The sequence below is a fragment of the Flavobacterium glucosi genome, from assembly GCF_048286535.1.
Taxonomy (GTDB): domain Bacteria; phylum Bacteroidota; class Bacteroidia; order Flavobacteriales; family Flavobacteriaceae; genus Flavobacterium.
This window is the reverse complement of sequence record NZ_JBLVPK010000002.1, coordinates 18,785-36,432: the sequence shown is the minus strand read 5'-3', so window position 1 is coordinate 36,432 and position 17,648 is coordinate 18,785. Positions and strand designations below refer to the sequence as shown.

18 protein-coding genes are annotated in these 17,648 nt (G+C 33.7%); 2 read left to right on the top strand and 16 right to left on the bottom strand.

Translation table 11 applies throughout. The features are described from left to right. Positions 1-157: 157 nt before the first annotated feature. The 7 genes from ACNQGD_RS03290 to ACNQGD_RS03260 form a co-directional block, all read right to left on the bottom strand. On the bottom strand, positions 158-355 hold the full coding sequence (locus ACNQGD_RS03290) for a hypothetical protein (RefSeq protein ID WP_417998293.1): 198 nt from the start codon (positions 353-355) through the stop codon (positions 158-160). A gap of 143 nt (positions 356-498) precedes the next feature. Beyond that, complete coding sequence (locus ACNQGD_RS03285; RefSeq protein WP_417998292.1) at positions 499-1,398, bottom strand: hypothetical protein; 900 nt, start codon at positions 1,396-1,398, stop codon at positions 499-501. A gap of 337 nt (positions 1,399-1,735) precedes the next feature. Further along, positions 1,736-2,131 carry a hypothetical protein gene (locus ACNQGD_RS03280; RefSeq protein ID WP_417998291.1) on the bottom strand — a complete coding sequence of 132 codons (396 nt, stop codon included), beginning with the start codon at positions 2,129-2,131 and terminating at the stop codon, positions 1,736-1,738. Positions 2,132-2,135: 4 nt separating this feature from the next. Then, complete coding sequence (locus ACNQGD_RS03275; RefSeq protein WP_417998290.1) at positions 2,136-2,414, bottom strand: helix-turn-helix domain-containing protein; 279 nt, start codon at positions 2,412-2,414, stop codon at positions 2,136-2,138. Positions 2,415-2,497: 83 nt separating this feature from the next. Then, the gene (locus ACNQGD_RS03270; RefSeq protein ID WP_417998289.1) at positions 2,498-3,193 is read right to left on the bottom strand and encodes an RteC domain-containing protein; all 696 of its coding nucleotides are present in this window, start codon (positions 3,191-3,193) and stop codon (positions 2,498-2,500) included. Between the two features lie 458 nt (positions 3,194-3,651). Further along, positions 3,652-5,094 carry a phage integrase SAM-like domain-containing protein gene (locus tag ACNQGD_RS03265; protein ID WP_417998288.1) on the bottom strand — a complete coding sequence of 481 codons (1,443 nt, stop codon included), beginning with the start codon at positions 5,092-5,094 and terminating at the stop codon, positions 3,652-3,654. Positions 5,095-5,414: 320 nt separating this feature from the next. Further along, entirely contained in the window at positions 5,415-7,178 is a 1,764-nt protein-coding gene (locus ACNQGD_RS03260) for a DUF885 domain-containing protein (RefSeq protein ID WP_417998287.1), read from the bottom strand. 181 nt (positions 7,179-7,359) lie between these two features. Between ACNQGD_RS03260 and ACNQGD_RS03255 the strand changes: the two genes are divergently transcribed. Continuing rightward, positions 7,360-9,507: a M3 family metallopeptidase gene (locus ACNQGD_RS03255; protein WP_417998286.1), complete on the top strand. Its 2,148-nt coding sequence runs from the start codon at positions 7,360-7,362 to the stop codon at positions 9,505-9,507. Positions 9,508-9,585: 78 nt separating this feature from the next. On the opposite strand, the gene ACNQGD_RS03250 is transcribed toward ACNQGD_RS03255, so the two are convergent. The 6 genes from ACNQGD_RS03250 to ACNQGD_RS03225 all read right to left on the bottom strand — a co-directional run bounded on the left by ACNQGD_RS03250 (position 9,586) and on the right by ACNQGD_RS03225 (position 14,566). Further along, positions 9,586-9,948 (bottom strand): nuclear transport factor 2 family protein, encoded by a 363-nt coding sequence (locus tag ACNQGD_RS03250; RefSeq protein WP_417996481.1) that lies wholly within the window; start codon positions 9,946-9,948, stop codon positions 9,586-9,588. Between the two features lie 84 nt (positions 9,949-10,032). Further along, entirely contained in the window at positions 10,033-10,941 is a 909-nt protein-coding gene (locus ACNQGD_RS03245) for a pseudouridine synthase (RefSeq protein WP_417994298.1), read from the bottom strand. Between the two features lie 271 nt (positions 10,942-11,212). Beyond that, positions 11,213-12,166 carry a geranylgeranylglycerol-phosphate geranylgeranyltransferase gene (locus tag ACNQGD_RS03240; protein ID WP_417998285.1) on the bottom strand — a complete coding sequence of 318 codons (954 nt, stop codon included), beginning with the start codon at positions 12,164-12,166 and terminating at the stop codon, positions 11,213-11,215. 91 nt (positions 12,167-12,257) lie between these two features. Next, complete coding sequence (locus tag ACNQGD_RS03235) at positions 12,258-13,196, bottom strand: mevalonate kinase family protein (RefSeq protein ID WP_417996483.1); 939 nt, start codon at positions 13,194-13,196, stop codon at positions 12,258-12,260. Positions 13,197-13,226: 30 nt separating this feature from the next. Then, positions 13,227-13,421, bottom strand: coding sequence for a hypothetical protein (locus ACNQGD_RS03230; protein WP_282713198.1), 195 nt, complete (start codon positions 13,419-13,421; stop codon positions 13,227-13,229). 41 nt (positions 13,422-13,462) lie between these two features. Further along, complete coding sequence (locus tag ACNQGD_RS03225; protein WP_417998284.1) at positions 13,463-14,566, bottom strand: diphosphomevalonate decarboxylase; 1,104 nt, start codon at positions 14,564-14,566, stop codon at positions 13,463-13,465. Between the two features lie 112 nt (positions 14,567-14,678). Here ACNQGD_RS03225 and ACNQGD_RS03220 point away from each other — a divergent pair, with 112 nt between their 5' ends. Beyond that, positions 14,679-15,155, top strand: coding sequence for a TspO/MBR family protein (locus ACNQGD_RS03220; protein ID WP_417998283.1), 477 nt, complete (start codon positions 14,679-14,681; stop codon positions 15,153-15,155). 44 nt (positions 15,156-15,199) lie between these two features. Here ACNQGD_RS03220 and ACNQGD_RS03215 read toward each other — a convergent pair whose 3' ends face one another. The 3 genes from ACNQGD_RS03215 to ACNQGD_RS03205 all read right to left on the bottom strand — a co-directional run bounded on the left by ACNQGD_RS03215 (position 15,200) and on the right by ACNQGD_RS03205 (position 17,633). Further along, positions 15,200-16,408 carry a BaiN/RdsA family NAD(P)/FAD-dependent oxidoreductase gene (locus ACNQGD_RS03215; protein WP_417998282.1) on the bottom strand — a complete coding sequence of 403 codons (1,209 nt, stop codon included), beginning with the start codon at positions 16,406-16,408 and terminating at the stop codon, positions 15,200-15,202. A 32-nt stretch (positions 16,409-16,440) separates the two neighbouring features. Further along, on the bottom strand, positions 16,441-16,848 hold the full coding sequence (locus ACNQGD_RS03210; protein WP_417998281.1) for a GxxExxY protein: 408 nt from the start codon (positions 16,846-16,848) through the stop codon (positions 16,441-16,443). Positions 16,849-16,955: 107 nt separating this feature from the next. Continuing rightward, a complete protein-coding gene (locus ACNQGD_RS03205; protein WP_417998280.1) occupies positions 16,956-17,633 on the bottom strand; it encodes a glycerophosphodiester phosphodiesterase in 678 nt (225 codons plus the stop codon). Between the last annotated feature and the right edge of the window lie 15 nt (positions 17,634-17,648).

Genomic DNA, 17,648 nt, shown 5'->3' with positions numbered 1-17,648 from the left:
TCTTGCGCCTAACCTAGTTAAAGTATTCACAATACTTTAACTAGGTTAGGCTTTAGACTTCGACGAAGTTATATTTTTTTTTTGACAAAGTCAATAGCGGATATAAATATAATTTGACACTTATTAAAAAATCCAATTTGGGTATAAATATCTTTTTCTAAAACTCTAGCGTATAATCCGCACCGTAATCCTTTGGGAGTATCACATCAACATCCCGCAAATAATTTCGTAAAGCGGTTTCCGTTGCATGGCCAGTAATAGGCATTAGTTTTAAAATGGCTTCATGTTTTGTTGGTCCTTGTTTCATAAAAGAGTAAGTCAATTGTTGCAGTATGACGAAAACTGTAAATACCATATTCCTTGTTGAATTTGAAATGTGTCTTTACCTTCTCAAATTTATGGACATAATAATCAACTTTCGTTTTCTCTTTAGCATCCCAAACCTCTATCACTCCATTTTTAGTAAATAGATTTGCCTTACTGGGTAAATTGCTTACGTCAATTCCTTCCCAAAAGGTAATGATTTGTATTTCCGCATCCGCCGATAACCGCCGTTTTAGTGTCTTCTTTTTTAGGGTAAATTACATCCCTTTTTTTAGTCCCTTTTTGTGTAGTAGATAACAGTATAGTCAAGGGGTTAATTATTACACATTTACTACTTTCAGAAAGGCGGTTATTTATTACACACCTTTCTATAATATTATTCCTAATTTGTTGGTGCAAATTGTCTGAATTTTTTATAATTATTGATTTTAAATTATTCTTAGGTCTGTCCCTGCGATTTGATTCTAAATCATTAATCCAGTAATTTTGATTTGAATAATTTTCAATATTTTTTAAATTAGTTCCTGAGAGTGTTTTTTTATTAATTGTATAGTCGTAGTACATAACTTCGTCAAACCTCTTTAAAAGTAATTCTTTCGCTTTTTTGATGGTACTTTCTCTAACATCTGCAAAAGTTTTTATTCCTACATAGTTTTTATTTGCTTTGCCTTTATTGTCAATGCGACAATTTATATCTTCCATTTTAACTATTTTGAGTTCAATCCTCAAAACGTATTGCTCCATTTCATATTGAAATGATTTGCTATAAATTTTAAATCTCCATCTTTGGTGTTCCGCTAATGCGGTGTTTCTATAATAAGAAAATTGAAATTCTGAATTTCTATGATAAAGTAAACCTTTCACAAATAATTTGGGATTGAATATAGGCGTTGTATTGACTCCAAATTCTACACCATGAAATACCATTTGTTTTGAATTACAGTTAAACAATTTTTCTAAATGTCTTCTAACATCAAGAATGTTATTTATATTAAATTGATTTCCGTTATATCCCTTATAAGGTTTGTTTTTACTGTAATTGGGTGCTTTTATTCCGTTTAATTCATTCCACATTTTATGAATACTTCCTTGAAATGTAACATATTGTTTTAAGGGGTCGTTGGGGTGTTTTTCGTTGGGTTTTATCGTTTTAATTTCGATAGTGCAAAACATATATTTTGCAGTCGAAATACTTTCATCTACCTCGCCAGTACTTGTTGAAGTTCTACAATTAAAATTTAGTATTTTAGATTGCGATAATTTTTCAATATCTATATTTTTTAATTCAATATTTACATAGTCCATTTTTTACTATCTTTGTTATGGTTTTTTACAATGCCTGTTGAAAACTGAACTTTTGAACAAATTATAAACGAGCCCTTGAACAAGGCTCGTTTCTTTGTTTTCAGTATTAGTTTATTAATTTCAATACCGCGCTTAAATTGGCTGTATAATAGTTCCTGAAGTAGTAAACCTTCATGTCTCTTTCGTAATTAGAAAGTTTAACAATCAATAAATCTTCTTTTCGATTGTTATGGCCTTTGTCAGCAAAATAAATTCCAGGAGTAGAAGTTTTAAAAAGACCTGTAAAGTTTTCCCATCGTTTGCCACATCTAATTTTTAACCAAAAGTGAGGGGCCGATCTTGCAAAACCTCTATTGACGACGATATTAATTAAATCAGTAAGTTTTTGAGTTCCGTTTTCTACCTCAACAAGTTGATAATGTTTTGTAGTTTTAAATTTGCCCTCATTAATTTCTTGGTAAATGTGGGTAGACGGTTTTGGGATGTTGCCTGTTGAACTCATAATCTTAAACGTTTAGGGGTTTAAGACTTGCCTCAACTTCGGAACGTAAAAAGTACACGCGTGAACCAATCCCGAGTGGGTTTAGACGTTTAGACTTGCACCAATTGTGAACCGTTGAAATATCAATGCCAAACATTTTAGAAACGTCTTGACGTGATAAATACTCTTTCGGTTGTGTTGGTGTAAAGTGTTTTAAAAAATCCTGTAACTGAATTTTTACGCCCTCGTTAATTTGTTGTTGTAGTTCCTGAGGGGTTGTTTGGATAAATTGAACTTGTGCCATATCTGATGTTTTTAATTATTGATATGGCAAAATTCATTCTAATTGAATCCGTTAAAAGGTTAGTAACGGGTTAGTAACGTGTATTATTTTTTATTATCACGTGTAATATAGTCGAGCAAGGTTTTTTTTAATTTATCCAGAAATAATGTTTCACTTTGATTACTACGGATTTTAAGGTCTGCAATTAATTTGTTTGGGTTATTAATTGGGAAATTGAAAAAAATAGAAATCGCCTCAATTGTTTTGCCTTGTTCTCCCTTTTGTACTTTTATGTTTCCGTTTTCAATTAATGCTTTAGTTAGTTCTATTAACTCTGTTTGTGTTCCTATCCAATTCAAAGTTTTATCTTTTTGTATTTCCTTTCCTTCATTTGATTCAAGTTCTAACAGTTTAGATTTTAAAAATGATTTTATTTTCAGAAAACTAGTGGTTAGTTGATTGCAAATTTCTAAATCATATCCATCTGTTAGAAATTTACTTTCGTTTTTAATCAAATCTTTTACGGTATAATTTTCCTTCCCTGTTGTTTCTTCATTGTTTATTTCGTCAAACTCAAAATCATTTAAATAACAATTCCTATATCCGTTGTAATTCTCGTTATATTCTAATAATCTTCTTTCACTAATATTTGCGGTAGTAAAACAGTTTTGATAAAGATATAATTCATTATTTATGAAATGTAATTCGTCGTAGTCTACATATTTTGATTTATGGTTCTCTAAGCGTGAAGAATATGTTTCTTTGTATTCTTTTAAAGTTGTGATTAATTTTTCTCTCATTTGCCTGTTTATTGCATTTAGAACTTAGTTTTGATATCCGCCACCGCCATTATTTAATCTAATTTTTGTGTTTACAAATAGGGGGTATAGGTTATATACTGTTTTACGGATGTTACTTTTTAAAACGAAAGTCTTTCTATTATGGGTGGGGGGTCTTTTTTTTGGTTTTTCTTTTCAAATTTATTTTAAATTCTCATGTGCTTTAGTTAGATAGTGTTATACTGCCGTTATTTCTGTAAATATAGATAACAATTATTTTGTAGTGGCACAATTTAGCCTAACTGCCATTGTTGAATTGATTAATTAACTATACAATACAAACCGTTTGTTTATTGCTTGTAGTATATTATCTTTATTCTTTATACTGTCAAGGTGTCTATATTCATTGTTCGCATCCGCCACCGTCGGAGAATAGTTTATGATTTGTATGATTTAGGTTTTTGTTATTTCAATTCGTTTTAATTGTTAGTTCCACTTTTTATTACTTTCATTTCGGGTTTCTTGTTTTTATGTAAGTCTTCATAAAACTTCATGAATAAATCAGCGTTCGCGTCTTTGTCTTCGCGTTTGTTTATGTAGGTTAAAAATAAACTTTCTTTTGAATGTCCTGTAATTCCAATTAGTATTGCAGTTGGTATTATTTTATAGTAATTGGAGGAAAAGGAACGCCTAAAACAATGCGAGGCGATTAGTTTATACTTTGGATATTTTCCTATTTCTTTTCGGTTGGTTTCGGTGTTTAGTTTTGTTCCCTTAACAACCTCAACAATTCCCGCCATTTTACAAATTACTTTTGAATATTCGTTTAGTTTTTGGTGTGGTATTTCTTTGGGTAAATTGTTTTCTATTATTTCGATAACGTGCGGAGCAATTACGCCAATGGTTACACTTTTATTTGTTTTCTGTTGTATTATATCAATGTAAATACCTTTTGCAGTACGCCTAATATTTTCATCTTTTATTTTTATTAAATCCCCGCCACGTTGCCCAATTTCACAACCTATTAAAATCCAATTTCGGGCGTTGTTTAGTGTTTCGGGTGTTAATAAAAGGTTCTTTGTTAATTGTGGATTCACTGCCTTAAATTCTTTAAGTTGTTCAATATCTGTAAAATAGGTGTTCTTGATTTGCTCTAATTCCTCAAATGATAAAGTTTGAATATAGCGGTCTTTGTCACTTTCTCTAAAATGTTGGATTACTTTTGAATAAGGATTTATTTTAATCTCATGTTTTTCAGCATCGATACAAACCGTTTTTAAAATCTCTAATTGTTTACCGGCATAGTTGTTACCATAACCTTTGGTATTTATCAGCCAATTAGTGAATTTATCGGTAAAGGGTTTGCTTATTTCTGTAAACCTAATCTGTTTTTTAATAAAGATTTGATATTCTTTTATGATGTTCCGGAATAGAGTATAGTTTTTAATAGTACTCTTGCTCAAACCAATCTTATAACCTCCGTTAGTTCTTATTTTACGGGTGTTTGCATTGTCAATTATTGATTGTGTATGATTCATTAATATACATGTATCGGTTTTCACAACGATGTCGAAACAATCATTAATTTTTGATTCTAACCAATTAGAGTCAATCAAAATACTATTGGCTAAATCTTTGTTTTGTTCTCGGGTAATATAAGATTCTAATTTACCTAAATTTTCATGAAGTGTTTGCTTGAATTTTTGATGTTTATCAAATTCCTTTGCTAACTCATCGTTTCCGGTTGGGCGTTTTTTAGTACTGCTCGGAATTGGTCTTTGATTTACTTTACTCCAGTCTTTGGGGTTAATTGAGAAGGGCGTATTTAATTCAAATACATTTTCTCTGTCGATCGAAAGGCGCACTTTTATAGAAACATTTTTGTTTGCCTTACTTCTTAATCTAAATTGTACGGTTGCCATTTGTGAAGTTTTGAACTGTTGAACATTTTGAACAATTCAAATATAGTGATTTTTATAATACAATTTTTAAACTTGCCCAACCGTTGCCCAACCGTTTCAACATTTTATTCAATTTCATTCATTTTTATTCTACTGTTTGGCAGTCATTAAAAAATTCTTTAAGTATTGAAATTGTTGAGGTTTGTTACTAATTTTGTACTGTTTTTAGATGTTGAGTGAAAATGCCAAATTTAAAGTTAAGGAGTGTAGGTTCGAGTCCTATTATCCGCACAAAAAAAGCTTCTCAATCGAGAAGCTTTTTTTATACCAATAATTGAAAATTATTTGTTTTCTATCCACGCATTAATTTTCTTTTCCAATAATGCTAAAGGCATTACTCCAGATTCCAATACTTTTTCATGGAACTTTTTAATATCAAATTTAGTTCCCATCTTGGCTTCTGCTTTTTTGCGAAGTTCCATGATTTTTAATTGACCAATTTTATACGACAATGCTTGTCCTGGTATTGCCATATAGCGTTCGATTTCGGGAATTATGCTGGCTTCACTTTCGGCTTCGTTTGCTAATGAATATTTGATGGCTTGCTCTCTGGTCCATCCTTTGGAATGTAATCCGGTATCTACTACTAATCGAACGGCTCGGTGCATCTCATTGCCCAGCATTCCAAAATATTGATACGGATCTTGATACAAACCAAGTTCTTTACCTAAACTTTCAGTATACAAAGCCCAGCCTTCGCCGTATGCACCAAACCAATTAAATTTTCTGAAATCAGGAAGATTGGCGTTTTCTTGTTGCAATGAAATTTGAAAGTGATGTCCTGGAATCGCTTCGTGTAAAAACAAATCTTCATCTCCATAAAGATTATAATTGGCCACATCTGGTATTGGTACATAAAAAATACCTGGACGGGAACCATCAGCTGTTCCTTGATTGTACTCGGCACTAGCTGTTTTTTCTCGAAAGGCTTCTGTTCTTCTAATTTCAAATTTCGTCTTGGGTTGTAGCGCAAATAATTTATCTACATTCGGTTTGATTCGGGTATAGATACTTTGAAAATTAGCAATCACTTCCTCCGGTTTTGTGAAAGGTTTTAATTCCTTTTTATTTCTGACCTCTTCAAAGAATTCCAATAAAGTACCCTTGAAGCCGACTTGAGCTTTTACCTTTTCCATTTCTGCAGTCAATCGGGCTACTTCTTTTAGTCCTAATTCATGGATTGCCTCCGGAGTCATATCAGTAGTAGTCCATTGCTTTACATACGTAGCGTATAAATCTTTTCCAAAAGGCAAACTTCCTATTCCGCTGGTTGCTCTTGAAGCGGGAAGATACTCATTGGTCAAGAAATCAGCCATTTTCTTGTATTGCGGAATCAATTTATCATTGATGGTAGCCGTGTATTTTGTGGTTAAATCTTCTTTTATACTATCAGGGAAAGAGGCTGGCATTAGTTTTATAGAAGAGTAAAATAGATTGTCTTCTATATTTGGCGTAGCCATTTCAGCAAATTGTGGAATCAGTTTTACCGTTAACGATTTTGGTAAAACAATCCCCTTTGCCATTCCTTTTTTCATATACACCATTGCTGAATCTATCCAAACAGCATATTTATCCATTCTTTTGAGAAAATTAGTATAATCCTTTTCTGTCTTAAAAGGTTGTGCGCTGGTTCCTCCGGCAAATTGTCCCATAGTCAAATGCGTTCCCCAAAACTGATGAACAGGCAAAAGATTCGTAGGCTGTTTTAGTAAATCTTTGCCAATCTCAACTTCCCATTTGATGATTTCGTAACTGTTTTTTTCTTCTTCGGATAAGTTTTCTTTAGCAATAGTTTTTAGGGCAGTTTGGTATTTATCAAAAAATGCTTCTTGCGACTTTCTGTAGCTGTCCGTCATTTCAAATTGCAACTGATCGTTGTACTCATTTTGACCACTTTGCGTTGCATCCAAAGGGCTCATCGCATTTTTATCGTCAAAATAGTTTTCTGTTAAACCGCTAAAGCTTTCTTTTTTATCTTCCGATTTACAATTAATCAGCAATAATGAAGTAGTTAGAGTAAGGAAAAGAATAGTTGTTTTTCTCATAATATAGTTTTGGTTATAGGTTAAGCTAATTTATTGCTTTTTTTTCAATTTCTAACCTAAGAATAGTTTTTGGTTTGAGAAAGTGTCTTCTCTTTTTCATAAAATTGAGTTAACGCGCTGCTGAGGTTCTTATTTTAAATAGATTTCGGCTAAATTTACTTTTCTAATTAATCACACCTAAATGAGAAAAAAATCCTTTTTTATTTTGTTAGTCATCGGAAACATGCTAGCAATTGAAGCACAAGAAAAACAAGAAAGTACGACTATGAATCCATTTTTTAAAGCTTACGACACACCGTTTAATGTGCCGCCTTTCGACAAAATTAAAAATGAACATTTTAAACCCGCTATTTTAGAAGGAATCAGCAAGCATGAAGCTGAAATTATTGCTATTGCAAATAATACGCAGCCTGCCACTTTCGAAAACACGATTCTTGCCATGGAAAATGCAGGAGAATTATTGTCGAATGTGAATACGGTTTTTTCTAATTTGAATTCGGCAAACACCAATAAAGAGATTCAGAGTATTGCCAAAGAAATGGCGCCAAATCTTTCTGCTCACAGAGATAATATTTACCTGAACGAGAAATTATTCGCAAAAGTAAAAATGCTTTGGGACAAAAAAGAAACGCTAGGTCTGAACCTGGAACAAGCCAAGATTTTAGATAATACCTACAAAGATTTCGTTAGAAGTGGAGCCAATTTATCGAATGCAGATAAAGAAATATTACGAAAAATAAACGGAGATCTTTCGATTACAAGTTTAAAATACGGACAGAATATTTTGGCGGAGACCAATAAATATGAGTTAGTTATTGATTCCAAAAAAGATTTAGCTGGATTGTCACAAGGATTAATTGATGCGGCTGCTGTTGATGCTAAAGCAAAAGGAAAAGAAGGAAAATGGGTTTTTACGCTTTCTAATTCCAGTGTGATGCCATTTCTTCAATACAGTTCTAATCGAGATTTGCGCAAGCAAATTTGGAATGCGTACCAAACTAGAGGCAATCATGACGATGAATTTGATAACAAGAAGAATGCAGTTGAATTAGCAAATCTTCGTGGACAAAAAGCACGATTATTAGGCTATAAATCGCATTCAAATTACGTTTTGGAAGAATCAATGGCTAAAACACCGGAAAATGTGAACAAGCTGTTGAATGATTTGTGGAAACCAGCTTTGGAAATAGCCAAAACGGAAGCCGCCGATATTCAGAAAATGATGGTTAAAGAAGGCATAAAAGGTGCTGTGCAACCGTATGACTGGAGATATTACACAGAGAAAATCAGAAAAGAACGTTTTGATTTAGACGAAGAAGAGTTGAAACCCTATTTCAGTTTAGAGAATGTTAGAAAGGGTGTTTTTCAGGTAACCGAAAAATTATATGGAATACAATTCAAAGCGTTGACTAATGTTCCTAAATACCACGAAGATGCAACCGTTTGGGAAGTTTTAGAAAACGATGGTACACATTTGGGTGTTTTGTATATGGATTTTCATCCGCGTGAATCAAAACGTGGCGGTGCTTGGATGACCTCGTACCGAAGTCAGAAAACGGTTGATGGAAAACGTGTTGCTCCGGTAGTTTCTATCGTTTGTAATTTTACAAAACCATCAGCAAATGCTCCGGCACTATTGACATTTGATGAAGTGACGACTTTCTTTCATGAATTTGGACATTCTTTACACGGATTATTGTCGAATGTGACGTATAAAAGTTTAGCTGGAACTAGTGTTCCAAGAGATTTCGTGGAACTTCCTTCTCAAATTATGGAGAATTGGGCGGCTGAACCAGAGGTGTTAAAAATGTATGCTAAGCACTATAAAACTGGAGCAGTAATTCCAGAAATGCTAGTGAATAAATTAAAAAAAGCGGGCACTTTTGACCAAGGTTTTGCTACAACGGAATATCTTGCCGCTTCTTTATTGGATTTAGAATACCATTCTCAAACCAAAGACATTACTGTTGATGCAAATGCTTTCGAAAAAGCAGCAATGACAAAAATTGGGTTAATTCAATCCATCATTCCAAGATACCGCAGTACATATTTCAGTCATATATTCTCTGGAGGATACTCTTCTGGCTATTACAGCTACATCTGGTCTGGAGTTTTGGACACAGATGCTTTTGAAGCATTTAAGACAACTACTTTATTTAATCCTGAAAAAGCCAGGTTATTCCGGGAGAATGTATTGGAAAAAGGAGGAACTGAAGATCCAATGGTTTTATACAAACGTTTTCGTGGCGCTGAACCTAGTATCGAGCCACTGTTAAGAAAACGTGGTCTGGACAAAAAAGCAGAACCGCTTAAAAAAGTAAAAGGATAACCCTATTTTTCTTTTAAAACAAAACCCTACAACACAAATAATTTGTTGTAGGGTTTTTTGTTGCTTTTCATAAAGGTTTTATCCGTGATACACTCGGGAAGAAATTATTTTGTCTTCTCTGATGTCCAAGACTTCTGCCACCAACAAGTCCTCTTCTCCAGTAACGGTTCTTGTGTATTCCATAAAAACGCGGTCGCCATTTGCGGTAACCGATTTTACTTTGTAATTCAAACTCGGTAAACGCTCAAAAGCATCTTGCCACCATGTTCGTAATGCTTCTTTACCAGTAACAAAACCATTGCTTTCCGGCTTGTATATTTTTAGTTTTGGACTAAAATGGACTGCATCCTCGTCATACAAAGACAATAGTTTTTCTAATTCTTTATTATTGAAAGTTTCAAACCATTTAAAAGCAATTGATTGTAATTTTTCGGGTGTCATACTTATTTAGGATTGAATTTTTTAATTAAAAAAATCCCATTTCGCTCGGCGAAAGGGATTCATTTTTATAATTTCAATGAAATATTAAACATTCTTCAAATTAATAATTTCTTGTTCAGTAAGCAATCTCCAGTTTCCTCGTGGTAAATTCTTTTTAGTCAAACCAGCAAAAGCAACCCTGTCAATTCGCAATACATCATAACTGAAGTGTTCAAAAATATTACGAACCACTTTCACATTAGCAGATCGCAGTTGCAAACCGATTTCGCTTTTCGCTTCTCCGTCAATGTAACTTACATCTTCTACAAAAACGCGGTGTCCGTCAAGAGTTAACCCTTTGTTTATTTTTTCTAAATCTTCAAATTTCAAGTTTTTATCTAATGAAACTTGGTAAATTTTAGATGATTTTTGACTTGGTAACGTAAATTTACGAATCATATCCGTGTCATTCGTGAACAATAATAAACCAGTAGTATTCTTGTCCATTCTTCCAACTGCACCAATTTTTGCAGTCGTAGAACCTTTTACTAATTCCAATACATTACGATATTCCTGACCTTCGTCCATCGCAGTCGTAAAGTTTTTAGGTTTGTTCAGTAAGATGTATACTTTTTTCTCCGGAGTCAAAGTGGCACCGTCAAAATTCACAACATCGCCTGGTTTTACCATGTATCCCATTTCGGTAACAGGAATTCCGTTTACTTTTACCGTTCCGGATTGAATATAAATATCAGCATCACGACGCGAGCACGCACCAGAATTAGAGATGTATTTATTCAAACGAATTTCGTCTTTTACTTTCGGTCTCTTTGGTGCTTGATTTGGTTTTTTCTCTACTTTATCAGTAGCGATATCGGCAACTTTAGTATTTACTTTAACTTTTTTCGGCCCTTGAGCGCGCTTCTGCATGGCAGGTTTTGGCTTATTTGAACTTGGTCTAGAGCTAACTGCTCTTGGCCCACTTTTCTTATTATTGCCTTCCTTGTTATTCATAATATTCCAATAATTTGTGCAAAGATACTATTTATATACTTGACAATCAATAACAGTCAATTATAAATACGCTAACTGTCTAGTTAATAAGCTAATTAATGTCTTATGGTTTGGTTTTTTTGGAGCTATTTCCCGCTATCGTTTCAATCTTTTATTTTTTAAAGAAAAAAATAAAAGGATTTTCACTACTATCGGGGCTAAGCTAATCTGGGAATCTGTGAGAATTTCGGGAAATATTTTTTTCTTTTTTATAATTTTAAAAAAGGCAAAATTAAACCATCAACAATCGTTTTCCGTGCCATAATACACTCGGATTAATCAATACAATGCAAAAAACACCAGCTACGATAAGGAATTTCAAAGTGTTGTGAAGTAATAAAAATTGTGCTTTTGTGTTTGATTTCCACAAGTAAGCCAAGAAGAAAATCAGGATAATCAAACAAGAATAAAAATAAACATCCATGTAACCCACATCGTAAATGTCGATTAAAGCGTACACTGGAGAAATAGTTAGAATTGTTAAAACAGTAATGATTTTTTTTGATATCTCTTCACCATAAACAATAGGAATCGTTTTATAATCATCAGCTAAATCACCTTTTAGATTTTCTAAATCCTTAATCATCTCCCGAATCAACAGCAGCAAAAACAAAAAAGCAGCATGAGAAAAAATAACACCAAGCTGTCTTTTGTAATTTTCAATGTCTTCATATGGAATCCGAGTATAAAAATACAAGAGTATAGCAAAAAAGGGAAGAACAGCCAGTAGTGATGCAGTCAAATTTCCTATTAATGGGTATTTTTTTATTTTGTGGGAATAAAACCAGATGAAAAATATGTATCCTGAAAAGAATAAAAACACGCGCCAGGAAACGAACAAAGCCATTAAAGCCACAATAAAATTGAGTGTAAAATAGACGGTCAGTTTTGTTTTTTGACTTACTAATCGATCCAGCATCGACTTATTAGGACGGTTGATTAAATCTTTTCGACTGTCATAAAAATTATTAATGATATATCCGGAAGCGATTGTAATCGAGGAAGCAAAAACCAATATAAATAAATTGAAATCAAGTAAAATATCAAGCGCTCTTTTTTCGGGAGCCAAAATAAATATAGCCGAAAGGTATTGGGCCAAAATAATGACAGGAATGTTATAGCCTCTAACCACAGAGAACAAACTTGCAATTTTCATTAGGAGAAGTTTGTGATGCCTGCTTAACATTTGTATTTATTTAAGAATGTGCTCCCAATAATAAGGATGCTATTTTGGATTTTCTTCTCTCTCCTTTGGAGGAGGGTTGGAGAGAGGATGTTTAAAACTGATAAACGACTTCTAGTTTATAATCTTTCAAGGAAGCTTTGGCTTTTTCTAGATCTTCAGTGAAACCTAAGATGTAACCGCCACCACCGGAACCGCATAATTTTAAATAATAATCATTGCTGTCAATTCCTTGCTGCCAAATTCCGTGAAATTGTTCCGGAATCATTGGTTTGAAGTTATTCAAAACTACTTTTGATAATTTCTTGGTATTCATGAACAATGATTTCATGTCTCCGCCAAGGAAGTTTTCTACACAAGCATCCGTATATTTTACAAATTGATTTTTTAACATCGCACGGAAGCCTTTGTCTTTCAGGTTTTCCATAAAAATATTTACCATCGGAGCGGTTTCGCCCACAATTCCTGAATCTAATAAAAACACAGCGCCTTTTCCGTCAAAACTTTGAGTTGGAATTCCGGTTGCTTCAATATTATCTTTAGAATTAATCAGAATCGGGATGCTCAAATAACTGTTCAACGGATCTAAACCTGAACTTTTCCCGTGGAAAAAACTCTCCATTTGAGAAAATATATTTTTTAACTGCAATAATTTTTCACGGGTCAAATTCTCCAGAACCGTGATTTTATTTTGTGCATATTTATCGTAAATAGCGGCTACAAGTGCGCCACTGCTGCCTACGCCGTATCCTTGTGGAATACTGGAATCAAAATACATTCCCGTTTCAACATCGTTTTTCAACGTAATTAGGTCAAAAGTAACTAATCCAGATTGTTCGTTTTGTAAAGTTTCCAAATACGTTACAAAACGTCTCAAGTGACTATTTGATTTGATGGCTTCTTCAGTTGGATTCTCATCTCTCTTAAGTGCGCCATTATAAAAATTATATGGGATTGAAAGCCCTTTTGAGTCACGAATGATTCCGTATTCTCCAAAGAGTAATATTTTTGAGTAAAATAAAGGTCCTTTCATATTAGATTGTATATTGTAGCAGATAATTTTTTATAAATCAACTTGGTCTCCGCGATTTGCCTCTAGAATTTCAAGATCAATTTCTTCTTGTTGTTCAGGAGATAGTTCTTTCCAGACATCTTTTTTTTGTGTTTTGAAAATATTTTTTATAGCCTCGATTATCGTCTTGTCATCAGTTTCTAATAACATTTTTATCAATTCTAATTTCTCTGATTGAATATCCATGATTGCAGCCCTTTAAAAAATAAAGATAGGAAAAAAATAAATTAAATCAACGAAGCTCCACTTCCAATTTCGTCACAAATGTACTGACCATTTTGACAATAGCCAACTAATTCGTTCTTAATAAATTGTAAAACTGATTCAGCAACATTTTCAGGATATAAAACATGCACATTTGCACCGGCATCCAATGTGAAACAAACCGGAATTTTAGTCTCATTTCTAAATTTCCAAATCGCATTTATGATTTCCAAAGTGTTCGGTTTCATTAATATAAAATAAGGCATCGAGGTCATCATCATGGCATGCAAAGTCAAGGCTTCGCTTTCTACAATTTTGATAAATTCCTCTAAATTTCCACTTTCAAAAATGGTAATCAGTTGGTCCAAGTTTTCGTGTGCTTGCGCAAATCGCCTTTCGGCAAAAGGATGGTTGTGCATTAATTCATGACCAATGGTGCTTGAAACTTGTTTCTCACCTTTGTCAACCAGTAAAATAGTATCTTGGTAATTATTAAAATTAGCGTGAATCGCATTTGGAAATTCTACCCCAAATAAATCAGAACTTCCGGAGATATTGGCATGATTTCCCCAAACTACAACTTGTCCTTTTACACTTCTGCAAGCGCTTCCGGAACCTAAACGTGCTAATAAAGACGCTTTTTGATAGAAATATTCTTCGGTCATTTCAGGGTTTAACGCTTTTTCTAAACTCATTAAGTTCATCGCCAAAGCTGCCATTCCAGATGCGGATGAAGCAATTCCCGAACTGTGCGGAAAGGTATTCTCGGTGTCAATCGTAAAGTGGTAGTCTTTCAAAAACGGCAAATAGATTTCGATTCGCTCCAGAAATTTTTGAATTTTTGGCTTGAAATCTTCTTTTGGTTTTCCTTCAAAAAGTAAATCAAATGAAAAATTATTACCCGTCACATTGAGCGCAGTCGAAATGTTTTTTTTGGCAAAAGCCAATTGAGTAATCGTTTTACAATTATTCAAGGTAAAACTCACCGAAGGATTCGCAGGAATTTGATTGTCCTTTTTTCCCCAATATTTTACAAGAGCAATATTGCTGGGCGTGCTCCATTGAAAATTGCCTTCCTCAACAGAATGCGTATATTTTGATGGAATAAAATCGTTTGCTGAAACCATGGATTTAAAAATTTACGCAAAGATACTTTTTTTGGGTTATTTGTTTATTCGTTTAGTTGGTTAATCGTTACAAAGATTTGAGTAAATTTGCTCACATTAGAAAAATATAAAAATGAATAAAATTACCCGAATATTAGCTGTTGTTGTCACGTGTCTTGCGATTGGTTATTTCTCTGGAATTGTTACCCGTTCTGCCATTACCACTTGGTATCCCACCTTAATAAAACCAAGTTTTAATCCACCTAATTGGATTTTTGCACCAGTTTGGAGTATGCTGTATGTGATGATGGGGGTGGCTGCTGGATTAGTTTGGGACCGAATAGAATCAGAAAAAGAAGTCGTAAAAAAAGCGTTGGTTTTCTTTGCCATACAATTGGCACTAAATGCTTTGTGGTCGTATTTATTCTTTGGTTTACACAACCCAATGTTAGCCGGTCTAGAGATTATTGTATTGTGGTTGATGATTTTTGAAACGTACATTCAATTTGCCAAAATCAATAAAATTGCAGGTTATTTGTTTATTCCATATTTGGCTTGGGTAAGTTTTGCCGCCGTTTTAAATGGAAGTATTTGGTGGTTGAATCGATAGTTTTTGTTTATAGTTTCAGTCCATTTGAGACTGAAAACGGTGTGCTAAACGGCATTTGCTACAATAAATCCGCTTGTCCACGCATTCTGAAAATTGAATCCGCCCGTAATGGCATCAATATTCACGATTTCTCCAGCAAAATAAAGATTTTCGTGTAGTTTACTTTCCATTGTTTTGAAGTTAATTTGTTTTAAATCAATTCCGCCTGCCGTCACAAATTCTTCTTTAAACGTGCTTTTTCCATTCACTTGAAAAGTCCCATTCGTCAATTGATTGGCTAGATTTTGTAATTGTATTTTTGATAAATCAGCCCATTTCGTCTCGACTTCAATTCCGGAAGCGAGCACCAAACTTTCCCATAATCGATTGGTTAATTCGAAAGGCGATTTCTTTGAAACTGATTTTTTAGCGTGTTCTTGTTTTAAGTCTTTTAGCTTTTTCTCGACATCGGCAATGTCTGTATCATTCAACCAATTTACAAAAATAGTAAACTGATAATTTTTGTCATGCAAGATTCGGGCACCCCAAGCGGAAAGTTTCAAAATCGCAGGTCCGCTCATTCCCCAATGGGTGATCAATAATGGTCCCGTTGAAGTAAGTTTGGTGTCTTTTACTTTTACGGTAACTTGTGCCGCAATTCCGGGTAATTCTTTTATTCTTGCATCTTTAATGTTGAACGTGAATAGGGAAGGAACTGGGCTAATAACCGCGTGTCCAAAATTATGCAGCATTTCCCATACTTTAGGATTACTGCCTGTGGCTAAAATTAGCTTTTCGGCAAGATAATTTTCAGTTTGGGTTTCGATTTTCCATTCATTCTCTTTCTTGAAAAGAGATTGTACACTTTGTCCCGTAAGTACCGCAATTCCCAGTTTTTGTGTGGCTTTGAGGAAACAATCAATAATCGTTTGTGAGGAATTCGAAACGGGGAACATGCGTCCGTCGGCTTCAATTTTTAATGCTACGCCGTGTTTCTCAAACCATTCAATCGTATCACCAGAACAAAACTGATGAAAAGGACCGCGTAATTCTTTTTCGCCACGCGGATAAAATTTCACCAATTCATTTGGTTCAAAACAAGCGTGCGTTACGTTGCATCTTCCGCCACCGGAAATTCTGACTTTTTGCAATACTTCAGCACCGCGTTCCAAAATTGCAACTTTCAGTTTTGGATTTTTCTCTACGATATTAATCGCTGTAAAAAAACCTGCTGCGCCACCGCCTACTATTATTATATCGAAATTCTGATTCATTTTAACCATTAAGAAAGTTAAGATTTTTAAGTTTAGTCATCAGCAAGCCTTGAAAAATATTCGTTAATTAAAGGTTTGCATGATTTTGTTATGTTGGTAGTGTTAAAATTAATAAGCAATCCTTGAGGAATACTAAGTAGTTTCATGTAAGTTAATAGTTTTGCTTCATCAATCGGATGAAATTTTTCAACTGTTTTCAACTCAACAATAATACAATCATTTACTAACAAATCCAATCGTAATGGATGCGCTAGTTCTAAATCATAGTAATCGATTACTACATTAAATTGTTGCTTAACATTGTACCCATTTTTTTCTAGCTCATATTTTAAGCATTCTTCATAAATTTTTTCTAATAAACCGGGTCCTAGTTTTTTGTGAACTTTTATGGCATAACCAATAATTTCATAGGATAATTGCGTTATTTCTTTTTTTGTCATAAACTGAACTATTTACCTAGTTTCTTAATTGACTTAAATCACTTAATGGTTTAAAAATATAATCTTATTTGGAACAACGCCTACTATTATTATATCAAAATTCTGGTTCATATTCTATTTGGGAAATCGGTGATGATTCCGTTTACGTTGAAGGTTTTTATTTTTTGAATGTCTTCTATTTCATTGATGGTCCAAGGAAAAACTTGTAATCCTTTTTCCTGTATTTTTGCCGTGTTTTCTTTTGTCAATAAATGAAAATGCGGATGAATGGATTTTGCCTGAATGAATTTGGCGAAAGCCAAAGCCAAGTCTAAATCGGTTTCCGTTAACACGCCAATAAGAATTTTATCATTTAAAAACGCCACTTGTTGTAGCGCATTCCAATCAAAACTGGAAACTAAAAAACGGTCGTATTTCCATCCTTTTTTGGTGACGTATTTTTCAATGAGTGAAACTACTTTATCGGTTGCTTCATAAGTTTTGAGCTCAATATTGATAAAACAATCTTGATTTACCAAATCAAAAACCTCCTTTAGCGTTGGGATTTCATGCTTTCCATCTATTCGGAAAGCTTTCAATTCTCGCAAAGATAATGCATTTACAAATCCTTTTCCATTGGTTGTTCTGTCAATAGATTCGTCATGGATAACGATTATTTCGCCATCAACACTCAAATGCACGTCAAGTTCAATGCCGTCCACTTGCATGTCTAATGCTTTTTGGAACGAAACAAAGGTATTTTCGGGTTCATATCCTTTTGCGCCACGATGTCCAATTTTGAGCATTGCCTCTTGTTTTTT